At 71.7% G+C, this 16363-nt stretch carries 13 protein-coding genes; 10 read left to right on the top strand and 3 right to left on the bottom strand.

Going from position 1 to position 16363, the window contains the following annotated elements:
• Positions 1-3: 3 nt before the first annotated feature.
• Positions 4-1641, bottom strand: a complete 1638-nt coding sequence (locus EV384_RS27070) for a PucR family transcriptional regulator (protein ID WP_130337656.1) — start codon at positions 1639-1641, stop codon at positions 4-6.
• Positions 1642-1787: 146 nt separating this feature from the next.
• Between EV384_RS27070 and uraD the strand changes: the two genes are divergently transcribed.
• The 10 genes from uraD to EV384_RS27010 all read left to right on the top strand — a co-directional run bounded on the left by uraD (position 1788) and on the right by EV384_RS27010 (position 14354).
• Positions 1788-2645 (top strand): 2-oxo-4-hydroxy-4-carboxy-5-ureidoimidazoline decarboxylase, encoded by an 858-nt coding sequence (gene uraD, locus EV384_RS36475; protein ID WP_242624315.1) that lies wholly within the window; start codon positions 1788-1790, stop codon positions 2643-2645.
• Positions 2646-2647: 2 nt separating this feature from the next.
• A complete protein-coding gene (gene pucL / locus EV384_RS27060) occupies positions 2648-3490 on the top strand; it encodes a factor-independent urate hydroxylase (RefSeq protein ID WP_130337654.1) in 843 nt (280 codons plus the stop codon).
• Positions 3490-4350, top strand: coding sequence for an FAD binding domain-containing protein (locus tag EV384_RS27055; protein WP_130337652.1), 861 nt, complete (start codon positions 3490-3492; stop codon positions 4348-4350). Before pucL ends, EV384_RS27055 begins: the two co-directional genes overlap by 1 nt.
• Entirely contained in the window at positions 4347-4859 is a 513-nt protein-coding gene (locus tag EV384_RS27050; protein ID WP_130337650.1) for a (2Fe-2S)-binding protein, read from the top strand. The genes EV384_RS27055 and EV384_RS27050 overlap by 4 nt, the downstream gene beginning before the upstream one ends.
• The gene (locus tag EV384_RS27045; protein WP_130337648.1) at positions 4856-6211 is read left to right on the top strand and encodes an 8-oxoguanine deaminase; all 1356 of its coding nucleotides are present in this window, start codon (positions 4856-4858) and stop codon (positions 6209-6211) included. The genes EV384_RS27050 and EV384_RS27045 overlap by 4 nt, the downstream gene beginning before the upstream one ends.
• 2 nt (positions 6212-6213) lie before the next feature.
• Complete coding sequence (gene pucD / locus EV384_RS27040) at positions 6214-8532, top strand: xanthine dehydrogenase subunit D (RefSeq protein ID WP_130337646.1); 2319 nt, start codon at positions 6214-6216, stop codon at positions 8530-8532.
• Positions 8529-9836, top strand: coding sequence for an allantoinase AllB (gene allB / locus EV384_RS27035; protein WP_130337644.1), 1308 nt, complete (start codon positions 8529-8531; stop codon positions 9834-9836). The genes pucD and allB overlap by 4 nt, the downstream gene beginning before the upstream one ends.
• 2 nt (positions 9837-9838) lie before the next feature.
• Positions 9839-10063 (top strand): hypothetical protein, encoded by a 225-nt coding sequence (locus EV384_RS27030; protein ID WP_130337642.1) that lies wholly within the window; start codon positions 9839-9841, stop codon positions 10061-10063.
• A gap of 903 nt (positions 10064-10966) precedes the next feature.
• A complete protein-coding gene (locus EV384_RS27015; protein ID WP_130337640.1) occupies positions 10967-13078 on the top strand; it encodes an MMPL family transporter in 2112 nt (703 codons plus the stop codon).
• Positions 13079-13298: 220 nt separating this feature from the next.
• Entirely contained in the window at positions 13299-14354 is a 1056-nt protein-coding gene (locus EV384_RS27010) for an MFS transporter (protein WP_207232474.1), read from the top strand.
• Between the two features lie 163 nt (positions 14355-14517).
• Here EV384_RS27010 and EV384_RS27005 read toward each other — a convergent pair whose 3' ends face one another.
• Positions 14518-15429 (bottom strand): acyl-CoA desaturase, encoded by a 912-nt coding sequence (locus tag EV384_RS27005; protein ID WP_242624314.1) that lies wholly within the window; start codon positions 15427-15429, stop codon positions 14518-14520.
• A gap of 152 nt (positions 15430-15581) precedes the next feature.
• Positions 15582-15785 carry a cold-shock protein gene (locus tag EV384_RS27000; protein WP_130337636.1) on the bottom strand — a complete coding sequence of 68 codons (204 nt, stop codon included), beginning with the start codon at positions 15783-15785 and terminating at the stop codon, positions 15582-15584.
• Positions 15786-16363 lie beyond the last annotated feature (578 nt).

The following is a 16363-nucleotide window of genomic DNA, read 5'->3' as shown; positions in this document are numbered from 1 at the left end:
GTCTCACCGTCCGAACGGCAGGTCACCGTTCGACGGCAGACGCAGGGCGAGGAAGAAGTCGACCCGGTCCTCGAAGCGGGACAGGTCGCGACCGGTGAGCTGCTCGATGCGGCCGATCCGGTAGCGCAGCGTGTTGACGTGTACATGCAGCAGGGCGGCGCACCGGCTCCACGATCCCGCGGAGGCCAGGAACGCGTCCAACGTCTGGAGCAGGTCGGCATGGTGCGCCCGGTCGTACTCGATCAGCGGGCTGAGCAGCCGGTCCCGGAACGCCCGCCGCGTGTCGGCGGGCACCCCGGCCAGCAGCAGCAGATGGGAGGCCAGCTCACCGGCGCAGACCACGGTGGCCCGATCGGGGCGGGCGAGCGCGGTACGCAGCGCGTGCCGGGCCTCCGCGACCGCGCCGGTCAGTGCCTCCGCGCCGGTGACCGGCGCGCTGACCCCGACGGCGAGCCGGCCGGTGCCGAGCCCGCAGGACAGCACGGCCACCGAGGTGCGGATCGTGTCGAGGACAGCGGCCGCCCGCTCGGGCGCGACGGCCAGCACGGCGAGCACCGCGTCGGGTATGGCGTCGCCGGTCACCGCCGCGGGCTCCCCGGCCGGTCGGACGATCTCGTCGCAGACCGCCACCGCCAGTTCCGATGGCGTGCTCAGCCCGGTGAGGCTGGTGGCCACGGCCAGGAACGTGGCGTCCGGCGCCAGCCCGCAGGCCAGCAGCCGGCCCCGCACGTCGGCTGGTCCACCCCGGCCGGCGAGCGCCGCCCCCAGCTGGTCGGCGAGGCGTCGCTCGATCCGGGCCGCCTCGTCGACCTGTGCGCGTTCCATCGCGATCAGGCTGGTCAGCTCGGCGGCGGCGTCGGGCAGGGCCGGCGGGGCGGTGCGATCGCGGGCCCCCGAGGGCGGGGCGGTGCGATCGCGGGTTCCCGCGGACGCGTGGGTGCGGTCGCGGGCGGCGTAGGCGAGCAGCCAGGAGGCGAGCCGGTGCGCGGGTCGACCGGGCACGCCGACCATCTCCAGCCGGCGGCCGTCCACTGTCACCCGTGCCGGCAGCCGCCCGGCCGCGAGGAACGCCGTCGCCAAGTCGGCGGGCGCTCCCGCCGGCAGCGCCGCGGTAGCCGCGACGAGCCGCCCGGTCGGCGCCAGCACCCAGCAGTCCACCCCCAGGTCGGCAGCGACCGGCTGGAGCAGGTCGGCCAGCCGAGCGCCGGCGGCTATCGCCGCGACCAGGCCGCGGTGGCGGCCCAGTACGGTGGCCAGCCCGGTGAACCGACGCGCCCACAGCGACGGGGTGACCTCGTCGATGACCTCACGGAACGAGATCTCGACCGGCACCTCGAACAGCGGCATGTGGTGCCGCCGGCACGCCTCCACCAGGTCCTCGGGGACCGAGCCGAACGCGGCGTCGCCCGCGCCGATCGCGGCCACCTCGGCCGCGGCGCACGCCGCGACGAACGCCTCCGAGTCGGCCGGCTCCCGCCGCCACATCAACCCGGTCAGCACCAGCTCCCCGCCCGACAGGTAGCGCCGCGGATCGGGCAGGTCGGTCACATAGACCCGGCTGACCGGGCGCTCCAGCTCGTCGGCCCCGACGAGCAGCGTCAGCCGCAGCCGCGGCCGGTCCAGTGCCTCACGCAGCAGCATCGCCGACGCCCCCTTTCGTCGCTGGTCACGACGCTCATTTGGAGAAACCTACGAAGAACGTACGGCGGACATGTTTCGGATTCGGTCCTCTCGTCGCTTCATCGCGCGCCAGCCGATTGCTGTACTTCTCCACAACTGGGGGAGAGGTGCTCACCATCAACGCAGTCAGCGAGGCCGTCGCCAGCTTCAACGCCCGCCCGGCGGCCGACGCCGAGCGGGACGTACTCGCCTGCTGCGCGGTGCCGGGCTGGGCGCGGGGGGTGGTCGCCGCGCGGCCGTACCCGGATCTCGACGCACTGCTGGCGGCGGCCGACGCCGGGCTGCGGCGGCTGACCTGGACCGAGGTGGCCCAGGCGCTCGCGGCCCATCCGCGCATCGGCGAGCGTCCCACCGGCTCGGATCGCGAGTCGGTGTGGTCGCGTCGCGAGCAGGCCGGCGTCGCCGGCGCCGACGCCGCAACGCGGGCCGCGCTCGCCGAGGCGAACCGGGAGTACGAGCAGCGCTTCGGGCACCTTTTCCTGATCTGCGCCAGCGGGCGCAGCCAGAGTGAACTGCTCGCCGCGGCCCGGGAGCGGCTCGCGAACGACGACGAGGCCGAGCGCCGTGTGGTGCGGGAGGAACTGCGCAAGATCGCCCTGCTTCGGCTCGAGGGGCTGCTGAACATGACACGCCGATTCGCCGGGATCTCCACCCACGTCCTCGACACCGGGCGCGGAGAACCCGCCAGGGACGTCCGGGTGCGACTTGACCGGCGCGACGGCGGAGGCTGGACACCGGTGGCCGAGGCGCGCACGGATGGCGACGGGCGTTTGCGGGACTGGGTACCGGCGGGTGAGTGGCGGGCCGGCGGCTACCGGCTGGTGTTCTTCGTCGAGGCCTACGTCGGCTTCGCTGCGTTCTTCCCGGAGATCACGGTCGCCTTCCAGGTCCGCGACCCGGACAGGCACCACCACGTGCCGCTGCTGCTGAGCAACTACGGCTACACCACCTATTTGGGGAGTTGAGCATGACGATCGTGCTCGGAGCCAACCAGTACGGCAAGGCCGAGACGCGACTGGTGCGGGTGGAACGCGGCGGCCCGCGGCACGAGCTGCGGGACCTCACCGTCACGGTGGTGCTCGCCGGTGACCTCGCCGCCACCCACCTGACCGGTGACAACAGTCAGGTCCTGCCGACCGACTCGCAGAAGAACACGGTCTACGCCTTCGCCCGGCAGCACGGGGTCGACCAGATCGAGGACTTCGGGCTGCTGCTCGCCCGGCATTTCGTCTCCTCGCAGGCCGCGATCAGCCGGGCCCGGGTCGACCTGTCCGAGTACGCCTGGCAGCGGCTCGGTCCGCACTCCTTCCAGCGGGCCGGCGGCGCGACGCGTACCGCCACGGTCACCGTCACCGAGTCGGCGACGGTGGTGGAGTCCGGCGTGACCGGACTGGTGGTGCTCAATTCGACCGACTCGGAGTTCACCGGGTACGTGAAGGACCCGTACACCACGCTGCCGGAGGCGAAGGACCGGATCCTCGCCACCGAGGTGAACGCCCGCTGGCGACACGCCGGCGTCGAGGGCGACTGGGCCGGGTCGTACGCCGGGGTGCGGGCGGCGCTGGTCGCGGCGTTCGTCGAGACGTACAGCCTGTCGCTGCAGCAGACCCTGTACGCGATGGGACGCCGGGTGCTCGAGGAGCGTCCGGAGATCGCCGAGGTGCGCCTGTCGCTGCCCAACAAGCACCACCTGCTCGTGGACCTCGCGCCCTTCGGGCTGGACAACCCGGGTGAGGTGTTCGTCGCCACGGACCGGCCGTACGGGCTGATCGAGGGCACGGTCCAGCGTGCGGAGCCGGGGTCGTCGTGATGGATTTCCTGTCGCCCACGAGCTGGGCCGAGGCGCTCGCCGCGAAGGCCGCGTACCCCGAGGCGGTGCCGATCGCCGGCGGCACCGACGTGATGGTCGAGCTGAACTTCGATCGCCGTCGGCCGCCCGCCCTGCTGGATCTGACTCGGATCGGGGAGTTGGTCGAGTGGGGCACCGACGGTGGTCTGCTCCGGGTCGGTGCCGGGGTGACCTACCGGCGGATCATCGCGGAGCTCGGCGACCGGATGCCGGGGCTGGCGATGGCTGCCCGGACCGTGGGGTCGCCGCAGATCCGCAACCGGGGCACGGTCGGCGGGAACCTGGGCTCGGCGTCGCCCGCGGGCGACGCCCTTCCGCCACTGCTGGCGGCCGGCGGGCTGGTGGAGCTTGCCTCGGTGCGCGGCGTCCGCCGGCTGCCGGTGGCCGAGTTCTTCACCGGGCCGAAGCGCAGCGTACGGGCACCGGACGAGTTGATCGCGGCGTTCCTGCTGCCGATGGAGCGGGGGCGGCACCAGTTCGCGAAGATCGGCACCCGCAACGCCATGGTTATCGCGGTGTGTTCGTTCGCGCTCGCGCTGCGTCCGGCTACCGGCGAGGTCGGCACTGGGATCGGTTCGGCCGGCCCGACTCCGCTGCGCGCTGTCGACGCCGAGCGGTTTCTCGCCGGCGAGTTGCCATGGCAGACGGGAGCGGGACTGCCCGACCCTCTCATCCGCCGCTTCGGCGAACTGGTGGTCGCGGCCGCCGCCCCGATCGACGACGTACGCGGCAGCGCCGCCTACCGCCGGCACGCGCTGTCCGTGTTGGCCCGCCGCACCCTCGTGTGGGCGTGGGAGGAGTACCGGAGGGAGGGCCCGTGAGGGTGAGTTGCCGGATCAACGGCGAACAGCGGGAGGCCGACGGCGTGTGGCCGGGGGAGAGTCTGCTCTATCTGCTGCGCGAGCGGCTCGGCCTGCCGGGCGCGAAGAACGCCTGCGAGCAGGGGGAATGCGGCTCGTGCACGGTCTACCTCGATGGTCTTCCGGTCTGCGCCTGCCTGGTGGCGTCCGGCCAGGCGCAGGGACGCGAGGTGGTGGCCGTGGAGGGGCTGTCCGGCCCGGACGGGACGCTGGACCGGGTGCAGCGCGCCTTTCTCGAGGCCGGAGCCGTCCAGTGCGGATTCTGCACGCCGGGCCTGATCGTCGCGGTGCACGACCTGCTGGCCCGCGTGCCGGCCCCGGCCGATCCCGACATCCGCGAGGCGCTCGCCGGCAACCTGTGCCGGTGCACGGGCTACGAAAAGATCATGGAAGCCGTACGCCTGGCCGCCGCGGCGCCGCCCTCGGCGCCGGGCGCCATGCCGGTTCCCGCGCCGGGCGGGCCGAGATGATCATCATCGAGGGTTGCGCGATCGCCACGGTCGACGCCGACCGCACCGAATACGCCGACGGGCACGTGGTGATCGACGACGGGCGGATCGTGGCGGTCGGTCCAGGCTACGCCGGACACTACGACGATTCGGCGCGGCGGGTGGACGGCACCGGCTGCCTCGCCACCCCGGGCCTGGTCAACACGCATCACCACCTCTATCAGTGGGCCACCCGTGGCCTGGCCCAGCAGGAGAACCTCTTCGGCTGGCTCACCGAGCTCTACCCGATCTGGGCCGGGCTGGACGCGGACCTGGTCGCCGCGACCACCGGCGCCGGCCTCGGCTGGCTGGCGTTGTCCGGCTGCACCACCAGCACCGACCACCACTACGTCCACCCCGCCGGAAGCGGGGACCTGATGGCCGCCCAGGTCGAGGCGGCCCGCGAGGTCGGGCTCCGGTTCCACCCGTGCCGCGGCTCGATGGACCTCGGCCAGTCCCAGGGCGGCCTGCCTCCCGACCATGTCGTCGAGGACCTCGACGTCGCGCTGGCGGGCACCGAGGAGGCGATCGACCGCTTCCACGACCCCGCCGACGGGGCCATGGTCCGGGTGGCCGTCGCACCCTGCTCACCGTTCTCGGTCACCGCCAAACTCATGACCGAGGCCGCGGAGCTGGCCCGCCGCAAGGGCGTACGGCTGCACACCCATCTCGCCGAGACGGTCGAGGAGGAGGAGTACTGTCAGCGGGTCCACGGCTGCACGCCGGCCGAGTACGCCGAGCGCCTGGGCTGGCTCGGCGACGACGTCTGGCTGGCGCACGCCGTACACCTCGACGACGCCGCGGTGTCCCGGCTCGCCGCCACCGGCACCGGTGTCGCGCACTGCCCCAGCTCCAACGCGCGGCTCGGCGCGGGCATAGCGCCGGTCCGCGACCTGCTCGACGCCGGCGCCCCGGTCGGGCTCGGCGTGGACGGCCCGGCGTCACAGGAGGCCAACCACCTCGGCGCCGAGCTGCGTCAGGCGCTCTACGCGGCCCGGCTGCGCGGCGGCCCAGCCGCGCTCACCGCCCGCGAGGCACTCGCCCTGGCTACCGTCGGCGGCGCCCGCTGCCTGGGACGCGCCGACGAACTCGGCTCGCTCGAGATCGGCAAGCTCGCCGACGTCGCCCTCTGGCGCCTCGACGGGCTCGGCCACGTCGGCATGGACGATCCGGTCGCCGCGCTCGTGCTCGGCCCGCCCGCTGCGCTGCAGCTGCTCCTCGTCGGTGGCCGGCCCGTGGTGGAGCGGGGTGAGCTGCGCACGGTCGACGAGCGAGAGCTGGTGCGGCGGGCCCGCCGGGCGCAGCGCACCCTGATGCGGAGGGCGCAACGGTGACGGTGTCGGAGACGAGGACCAGCGGCGGCGCGGTGACCGGTGGCGTCGGGGACAGGCCGGTACGACCGGACGGGACGCTGAAAGTCAAAGGACAGTTCGCCTTCTCCTCGGACCTCTGGACCGACGACATGCTGTGGGGGGCGACGCTGCGCAGCCCGCACCCCCGGGCCCGTATCAGGGACATCGACCTGAGCGCAGCGCTGGCGCTGCCCGGGGTGCACGCGGCGCTCACCGCCGCGGACGTGCCGGGCGCCACGCACTACGGCCTGGAGGTCCCCGACCAACCGGTGCTGGCCGTCGACGAGGTGTGTTACCAGGGCGAACCGGTCGCCATCATCGCGGCCGACCATCCGGAGACCGCCCGCCGCGCGGCCGCTCGGATCGCCGTGGACTACGAGGTGCTCACCCCGGTTACCGACGCCGACGCGGCCCTCGCCGCCGGAAACCTGTTCCGCCACGTGCCGGTACGCCGCGGTGACCCGCACGCCGGCGCCGACGTGGTGGTCACGGGCGAATACCAGGTCGGCATGCAGGACCAGGCGTTCCTCGGACCGGAGTCCGGGCTCGCCGTGCCGGCCGACGACGGCGGCGTGGACCTCCACATCGCCACCCAATGGCTGCATGTCGACCAGAGACAGGTGGCCGCGTGTCTCGGCCTGCCGGTCGACAAGGTGCGGCTGCACCTCGCCGGCGTCGGCGGCGCGTTCGGCGGCCGGGAGGACCTGTCGATGCAGGTCCACGCCTGTCTGCTGGCGCTGCGCACCGGGCGGCCGGTCAAGATGGTGTACGGGCGCGAGGAATCCTTCTTCGGCCACGTGCACCGGCATCCGGCGACGATGCGCTACGAGCACGGCGCCACCCGCGACGGCCGGCTGGTCTACGTCAAGGCGCGCATCGTGCTCGACGGCGGGGCCTACGCCTCCACCAGCCCCGCCGTCGTGGCCAACGCGGCCACGTTGGGCCTGGGCCCGTACGAGGCGCCCAACGTGGTGATGGACGCCTACGGGGTGCGCACCAACAACCCGCCGTGCGGCGCTATGCGCGGCTTCGGCGCGGTCCAGGCCTGCTTCGGCTACGAGTCGCAGATGGACAAGCTAGCCGCCGCGCTCGGGCTCGATCCCGTCGAGATCCGCCGGCGCAACGCGATGACCACCGGCTCGGTCATGCCCACCGGGCAGGTGGTCGACGGGCCGGCCCCGGTCGCGCGCCTGCTGGAACTCGTCCGCGACCGGCCGGCCCCGCCGGCGGCGAGCGGCGATCAACGAGAGTGGCCCGGCGGGGTCGCCAACACCACCCACGGCGAGTCGGTGGTGCGCGGAGTCGGGTACGCGATCGGCATCAAGAATGTCTGCTTCTCCGAGGGGTTCGACGACTACTCCACCGCGCGGGTGCGGCTGGAGGTGGCCGCCGGCGAGCCGGTGGTGCTCGTGCACACCGCCGCCGCCGAGGTCGGCCAGGGTGTGGTGACCGTGCAGGCGCAGATCGCGCGCACCGAACTGGGCGTCGAGCGCGTCACGGTCGCCGCTGCGGACACCACTGTCGGCAGCGCCGGGTCGTCGTCGGCGTCGAGGCAGACGTACATGACCGGGGGTGCCGTGCGGGCCGCCTGCCGGGCCGTACGCGACCGGGTGCTGGCTCGGGTGGGGGAGGGCTCCCGGTCGGAGGGCGGGTTGCGGCTGGCTGGCGGCAAGATCATCGACGTGCCCGGCGTCGTCGTCGCGGATCTGGCCGAGGTGCTCGGCGACGAGCCGATCGAGGAAACCGTGCAGTGGCGGCACCGCCCCACCCATCCGCTCGATCCGCAGACCGGACAGGGCGACGCGCACGTCCAGTACGCCTTCGCCGCGCACCGGGCCACCGTGGACGTGGACACCGAACTGGGCCTGGTGCGGGTGGTCGAGGTCGCCACCGCCCAGGACGTCGGGAAGGCGATCAATCCGCAGGCCGTTCTCGGGCAGATCCACGGCGGCACAGCACAGGGGCTCGGGCTGGCGCTCATGGAGGAACTCCAGGTTGTGGACGGGCTGATCCGCAACCCGTCCTTCACGGACTACCTGATCCCGACGATCCTCGACGTGCCGCCGATGTCGGTCGAGGTGCTGGAACTGGCCGACCCGCACGCGCCGTACGGCCTGCGGGGTGTCGGGGAGCCGCCGACCATATCGTCCACCCCGGCGGTGGTCGCCGCGATCCGGGCCGCCACCGGGCTGTCACTGTCCCGGGTGCCGGTGCGTCCCGAACATCTCACCGCAGCACTCCTCGCCGCTGCGCCCAATCCCGACGAGGCCGGTGTCCGTCGCGCGGAGCGGGAGGTGCCGTGAGCTTTGACCTGGTGCTGCGGTCGCGGCGAGTGGTCACGCCGGCGGGCGAACGGGCCGCCGCGATCTGCGTGCGCGACGGGCGGATCGCGGCGATCCACGACTACCACGCGGTCGACGGCCAGGACCTCGGCGCCATGGCCCTGCTGCCCGGCCTGGTCGACACCCACGTGCACGTCAACGAACCCGGACGCACCGAATGGGAGGGCTTCAGCAGCGCCACACAGGCCGCCCTGGCCGGCGGAGTCACCACCATCGTCGACATGCCGCTCAACTCGCTGCCCCCGACCGTCAGCGTGGAGGCGCTACGGGTAAAGCGGCGGGCCGCGGCGGGCCAGTGCCACGTCGACGTCGGATTCTGGGGCGGCGCGGTGCCGGACAATCTCGCCGACCTGGCGGACCTGCACGCGGCCGGGGTGTTCGGCTTCAAGGCGTTCCTGATCGACTCGGGGGTGCCGGAGTTTCCCCCGCTCGATCCGGCCGACCTGCGGAAGGCCCTCGCGGCAGTCGACACGACGTTCCTCATCCACGCCGAGGAGCCAGCCGAGATCACTTCCGCGCCGAGTTCCGCCCGATACGCCGACTTCCTGGCCTCCCGTCCCGCAACCGCCGAGCAACGCGCGGTCGCCGACGTGCTCGACGCCGCCCGCGCGACCGGCGCCCGGGTCCACATCCTGCACCTCTCCGCCGCCGAGACACTGCCGCTGATCGCCCAGGCCCGCCGGGACGGAGTCCGGGTGACCGCGGAGACCTGCCCGCACTATCTGACCTTGACCGCCGAGGAAATACCGGACGGAGCCACGCAGTTCAAGTGCTGCCCGCCGATCCGGGGGCGGCACAACCGGGACGCCCTCTGGGCGGGGCTGGTCAGCGGGGCCATCGACTGTGTCGTCTCCGATCATTCGCCCTGCACCCCGCAGCTCAAGCGGCCCGACGTCGGCGACTTCGCTGCGGCCTGGGGCGGCATCGCGTCGCTGCAGCTGGGCCTGCCGGTGATGTGGACCGAGGCCCGCCGGCGCGGCCACGACCTGGCCGAACTGGTGCGGTGGATGGCCCAGCGCCCCGCCGAGATTGTCGGCCTGACCGGCAGCGGCCGCATCGAGGTCGGTGCCGACGCCCACCTCGTCGCCTTCGACCCAGATGCCAGCTTCACCGTCGAGCCGGCGCAGCTGCGCCACCGGCACCCGGTGACGCCGTACGCCGGCCGGACGCTGACCGGCGTGGTCCGCGGCACCTGGCTGAGCGGGCACCCGGTCACGCCGGAGGGGCCACCGCGCGGGCGGCTGCTGACCCGAACGGACGTGTGACCATGACCGTTCGTGACGTCCCACTGAAGTGGCTCACCTGGCCACCGGCAGTAGTCTCCGTGGTGGCATGGTGCCTTGGCTGCCTGACCCATGCTGGTTTCTTTGATCTCCTCGCCGTCGCCGCAGGTTCATGGTTGGGCGGCTACGTGCTGAGCGCCGCAGCAATTCGCTACCTGGTCCGAACCAACCAGCTGTCAGGCACGGGCGAGGACGAGCCGGAGTTGTGACAGCCGCGGTCAACACTGGTCGCTGCGGCCGAGGGCGGGACTCAGTCGGAGAAGTGCGCCTTCGGGATCGCCCCGTGCGCGCCGACGGTCCGGTCAACCACCTGCGACACCTCGAAGTTGGCGGCCGCCGACAGTACGCGTAGGCCACCGCCCGGTCCATGCCCAGGTCGTGTTCGAGGAAGTCGAGCGCGTTGACCACGGCCCGGCGCATGGCGATGTTCAGGTCATCGCCCTGGCTGTTCTGGGCGCCGTCCGGATCGGACCGGCCGACCGGCACCCACGCGTCCGGGGTCTCCACGAAGGGGTAGTGGAAGGCGACCGATGGTGCCTCGCCCGAGCCCGGCTTGCAGACCGTGAGCCGGAAGGTTCCCGCAGCGATCCCTGGCGAGCCCCGTCTGCCAGATGACGTTGCGGCTGAGCCAGAACTGCTCCCAGATCGCCGACGGCGCGGGCAGGATGAACGGAGCCACCCGGCCAGGCGTCACGGTCAGCTCCCACAGCACCAGGCCGCCGACGCCGACCACGAGGGGCGGTACGACGGCGCGCGCCACGGCTGCGGCGCCGGGCCGCGACCGGGGCCGCCGGGTCCGCGGTGACCAGTGGATCCACCGTCGCCGCCATTCAGCGCTCCGCGGTGAGGACGAGCTCACATCGTCATCGCCGGCCGCCTGATCGGGTACGGGGTCCTTTCCGTCGCGGCCGCGCAGTGTCCGCCGCACCTTGGTGATGCCGGCGGAGAACCGGGCCGACTGGCGGGTCGCCTCGGTGCGCTCACCCAGGTCGATGTCGACCCCTAGGGGTTTCGGGCAGTGGTGTCGGTGCGTACTGCCGATGTCGGGACGCTTGGGTAGGCGGGAACATAACGTGGTCCATTGAGGCTTGGACGTCCAAAACGGGGGGATCATGGCCAGGTCGGTCGCGAGCTTGATCACAGGACGCAAGACGAAGTACCTCATCATCGTGTTCTGGCTGGCTCTCGTCGCGCTGGCCGGGCCGCTTGCCGGCAAGCTCACCAGCGTCGAGGACAACGAGGCGAAGTCCTGGCTGCCGGGTAGCGCGGAGTCGACCCAGGTGCTCGACCGGCAGGCGGCGTTCGCGTCGCCCGACACGATCCCGGCCGTTGTCGTCTACCAGCGGGCCTCTGGACTGACCGAGGCCGACCGGGTGAAGGTCGCGTCCGATGCGCACAGGTTCGGCCAGCTGGCCGAAGTCGACGGCCAGGTCGGCGGCCCGATCTTGTCCGGTGACGGTCAGGCGGCGCAGATCATCGTCCCGCTCAACCTCGGCCCTGAGGGGTGGGACAAGGCGGGCGACATTGTCACCTCGATGAAGGACGTCGCGAAGGCCGGTGCCAGCGGGCTGTCGGTGCACGTCACGGGGCCCGCTGGCAGCGCGGCGGACTCCAGCGAGGCCTTCGCTGGCATCGACGGCAGGCTGCTGTTCGCCACGATCGGTGTGGTCGTGGTGATCCTGTTGTTCACCTACCGCAGTCCCGGGCTGTGGCTGCTGCCCGTCGTCTCGGCCGGCGTCGCGCTGACCACCGCCCAGGCGGTCATCTACCTGCTGGCGAAGAACGCCGGCCTCACCGTCAACGCGCAGAGTGCGGGCATCCTGACCGTGCTCGTGTTCGGCGCGGGCACGGACTACGCGCTGCTGCTCGTGGCGCGGTACCGCGAGGAGCTGCGGCGCCACTCAGACCGGCATGAGGCCATGGCAGTGGCGCTGCACCGCGCCGGCCCGGCGATCATCGCGAGCGCCGGCACCGTCGTGATCGGCATGCTATGCCTGCTCTTCGCTGAGACCAACTCCACCAAGGGCCTCGGCCCGGTCGCCGCGATCGGCGTCCTGGTGGGGCTCGCGGTCATGCTGACCCTGCTCCCGGCCCTGCTTGTGACGGTGGGCCGCTGGATCTTCTGGCCGGCGCGGCCCCGGTTCGGTTCCGCAGAGCCCACCATTACCGGGTTGTGGGCCAAGATCGGCAAGCGGATCGCCACCCGCCCCCGGCTCACCTGGGTCGCCACCAGCCTGGCACTGGCCGTAATGGCGATCGGCCTCGTCCAGCTCGACGCGACCGGGCTGACCAACCAGGAGACCTTCCGCGGCAACCCGGACTCGATCGTGGGCGAGGAAGTGCTTGCCGGACACTTTCCGGCCGGTGCGGGCAACCCGGTCGTCGTAATCAGCAAGGCGGAGCAGGGCGCAGCGGTGAAGGCGGCGCTCGCGTCGACTGAGGGCATCGACCCGGCGTCGGTCAGCGAACCCGTCGCCAAGGGTGGCCTCGCCTATGTCGTGGGCACCCTCAACGCCGCGGCCGACAGCCCGGCGGCCTACGACACGGTCGACCGGGTACGCGACCGCGTGCACGCCGTGCCCGGCGCGGACGCTCAGGTCGGCGGCAACACCGCGATCAACCTCGACCTGCAGCGGGCGGCCCGGTACGACCGCAACCTCATCATCCCGATCGTGCTCGTCGTGGTCCTCGTTATCCTGGCGCTGCTGCTGCGAGCCATCGTCGCGCCGTTGGTGCTGGTAGCGACGGTGGTGCTGTCGTTCGGTGCCGCCCTGGGCGCGAGCGCGCTGGTCTTCCGGCACATTTTCGGCTTCGGCGGCGCCGACACGTCGTTGCCACTGTTCGTGTTCGTGTTCCTCGTCGCACTGGGCATCGACTACAACATCTTCCTGATGACCCGGGTACGCGAGGAAACCGCGAGGTACGGCACCCGGCGCGCCGCACTCATTGGCCTCGCCGCGACCGGTGGCGTGATCACGTCCGCGGGTCTCGTCCTCGCCGGCACCTTCGCGGTGCTGGCCACCCTCCCGCTGACCGCCTTCGCCGAGATCGGCTTCGCGGTGGCGTTCGGCGTCCTGCTCGACACGATCATCGTCCGGGCGGTCCTGGTCACCGCGCTGAACCTCGACATCGGACGGCGCATGTGGTGGCCCGGACGGCTGGGCAAGATCGCCGACGTGGAGCCCGCCGAGGCGGCCCAGCAACCAAGCGAGGTCCCCGCCTGACGGCAGATACCAGCGGACCGCGACGACGATCACCTCCGGCGCGAACTGCTCATGCTCGGTGGTCGCACGGCGGATCTGCTGGGGCGGCGGCGGGTGTTCATGGTCGGCACGGCGCTGTTCCTGTTCGCCTCCTTGATGTGCGGATTCGCCTGGTCCGGTTGGGTGCTGGTGGCGGCCCGCGTCGTGCAAGGCGTATCGGCGGCGATCATGGCGCCGCCTGATGAGCACGTTTGCCGAAGGCGCCGAGCGCAACAAGGCGCTGGGCATCTGGTCGGGGGTTGGTGGGACAGGCGCCACGGCTGCGCTGTTGATCGGTGGTCCGCTCGCCGACGGGCCGGGCTGGGAGTGGATCTTCTTCATCAACGTTCCGGTCGCGGTGGGGCTGTTGGTGTTCAGCCCGGTCCTGCTCGGCGAGAGCCGCGAGCCCGGGCGTCGGCGCTTCGATCCGGCCGGTGCGGTGACGATCACCGCCGGGCTGGTGCTGCTGGTCTACGCCGTGGCCGAGGCACCCGACGCCGGCTGGATAAGCGGGCAGACGATCGGCCTGCTGGCCGGCTCGGCCGCGCTTCTGGCGCTCTTTGTCCGCATCGAGAAACGTTCAGCCGCGGCGCTGGTGCCGCTTCGCATCTTCGGCTCGCGGGTGCTCGTGGGCGGCAACCTCGTCATGTTCGTGCTCGGCATGCTCGCGTTTGGCATGTCGCTGGTCCTCTCCCTCTACGCCCAGCAGGTGCTGGGCTACTCGCCGCTGCTGTTCGGACTCGGCACCGCACGCATGACCGCGATGGCCGTCGTCGGCTCCGTCGTCGGGCAGGCCGTTGTCACCAGAACCGGTCTACGCCCGGTCGCCGCCGCCGGCATGGTTCTGCTCGGGGTCGGCCGCCTGCTGCTGAGCCAGGTATCGGTCAACGGCAGCTACGTCGGCGACATCCTCGCCGGCCTGCTCATCTTCGGGCCAGGACTGGGAGCGTGTTTCGTCGCCGCCTGGATCGCCGCGCTCACCGGCGTCGCCGAGCAGGAGTCTGGTCTCGCCTCCGGGATCAACACCGCCGCATTCCAGATCGGCGGTGCCCTTGGCGTCGCGATCACCACGACCGTCGCCGTGTCCTACGCGGTCGGGTCCGAACCACTGTCCGCTCTCACCGATGGCTACCGAGCCGGCTTCACCGCGTGCGTCGTCATCGCCGCCATCGGCCTGCTCCTCGCCCTCCCACTCCTCCGCCAGCCCCATCGCGCCCCGACCCACACCACCGACACGCCCGTATCAGCCCGGCTTTGAATGTGCACGCGGCTCATGTCGACGTGGTGGGGCGAGGACGTGCTAACCAGACGTCTACCATCTCTGGACGTCGCAGCAAATGAAGACTTCGCCGAGCTCATGGATCCGTTCCGGCGCGAACTGCACCAGTGCGGACATCCGGCCACCGAGGAAGAGCGCAGCCCTACCGCGCGCGCTTCGCGTCGAGCCGTTCGGGCACCGGCCAACGCACGTCGCCGGCCAGCCGGAGCTTCTCGAAGATCCAGATGAGCCGGGCGGCGGGGTCGAGCTGGCCGCGCAGGACGCCGTGGCGGGCTCCTGTGGGATCGGCGTGATGGGAGTTGTGCCAGCTCTCGCCGAAGGAGAGGATCGCCAGAGGCCAGAAGTTCGTGGCCCGGTCCTTGCTGGCGAAGGGCCGGTCGCCCACGACGTGGCAGATGGAGTTCACCGACCAGGTGACGTGGTGCAGCACGGCCATGCGGACCAGCCCGGCCCAGAAGAAGGCGCTCAGCGCGCCCGCCCAGGTGCCGGTGACGAGGCCGCCGATCAGTGCGGGCGTGAGCAGGGACACCGCGACCAGCGGCCCGAAGAGGCGGTCGACCACGCGGATGTCGCGGTCGGCGAGCAGATCCGGGGCGAAGCGGGACCGGTTGCTCAGCTCTCGCCGGAACATCCAGCCGATGTGGGCGTGGAACAGGCCCTTGAGCACCGCGGTGACGCTGGTGCCGTAGCGCCAAGGCGAGTGGGGGTCGCCTTCGCGGTCGGAGAAGGCGTGATGGCGGCGGTGGTTGGCGACCCACTGGGTCGGCGAACCCTCGACGGCGAGCGATCCGGCCACGGCCAGCGCGATGCGCAGTCCGCGCCGCGCCTTGAACGACCCGTGGGTCAGGTGGCGGTGATATCCGGCCGCGATACCGAACCCGCTGATCAGATAGGTGGTGATCGCCAAGGTCAGGTCGACGCCGGACAGCCCCCAGCCCCACGCGACCGGCATGGCGGCGAGGAGAGCGATGAACGGGGTGACCACGAAGATCCAGATTGCGACCGCACCTGCTCTGGTCTGCGGCGCGGCGAGCAGCGGCTTGGGTTCGTTCACGGTGCGGGGGACATCGAGGCGATCGACGACCGCCGGTGGACTGGTCGCGCCCATGCGACTCCTGTCTGAGATTCGGTGGTGGGGGGGTTTGTGCTGGCCCGTTAGCGACATGGCCGGGAGCCCGACGGGTTCCCGGCCATGATCACGATTGCTCAGAGGACGCGTACGGCCGCTGCCTGCGGGCCCTTTTGGCCCTGCACGATGTCGAACTCGACCCGCTGGCTCTCGGTGAGGCTGCGGAAGCCGTTCGACTGGATCTCAGAGAAGTGGACGAAGACGTCGGCGCTGCCGTCGTCGACGGAGATGAAGCCGAAGCCCTTGTCGTCGTTGAACCACTTCACGGTGCCCTGTGCCATATGTCTCCTCCTTGGGAGTGGGAGCCGCACCCTGCGGCTATCCGAGCCGTTTGCCCCGGCGGCCACATCCGCCCCAAGAGGAAGACGAAAACCACCCGCGCTACCTGATCCGCGGATGTCAAAAGATCAACTACTGAAACACGCAAAATCACGACCTGCAGGAAATCAACTCTCCCACACCTGCCCTTATTCCCGCCCGGGCGGATTCGGCCCTCTCCTGGAAACGCTGTGACGAGGACAGACTCGGGCGCGGGCACGGTCGCCGACGGCTCAGCGGCGTCGTGTGGAGGGCGTGTTCGCGCAGCCCGCGTACACACGGGCAGTCGACCCTCGGCCCGGCTCAAGCCGGTGACGTCCGACATCGCGGCGGCCGCGCCTCGGCGACCAAGCTCGGGGGCTGCTCGGCGGGGAGGGCCGGCGCGAACAGGTAGCCTTGCATCACCGACAGCCGCTCGACGCAGTTGTCAGCGAAGGCTGGTAGCCCCCCGGGCCGGCTTCTGTCAGAGCGCCATACCGAACACCACGCCGCCATGGTCCAATGGTCATTGGATTTTGGGTTCGGGTTGTCTCAGGATGCC

The organism is Micromonospora kangleipakensis, assembly GCF_004217615.1.
Classification (GTDB): Bacteria; Actinomycetota; Actinomycetes; order Mycobacteriales; family Micromonosporaceae; genus Micromonospora; species Micromonospora kangleipakensis.
Note: the sequence above shows the minus strand (reverse complement) of the source record. Positions and strands in the feature narration are given on the sequence as shown.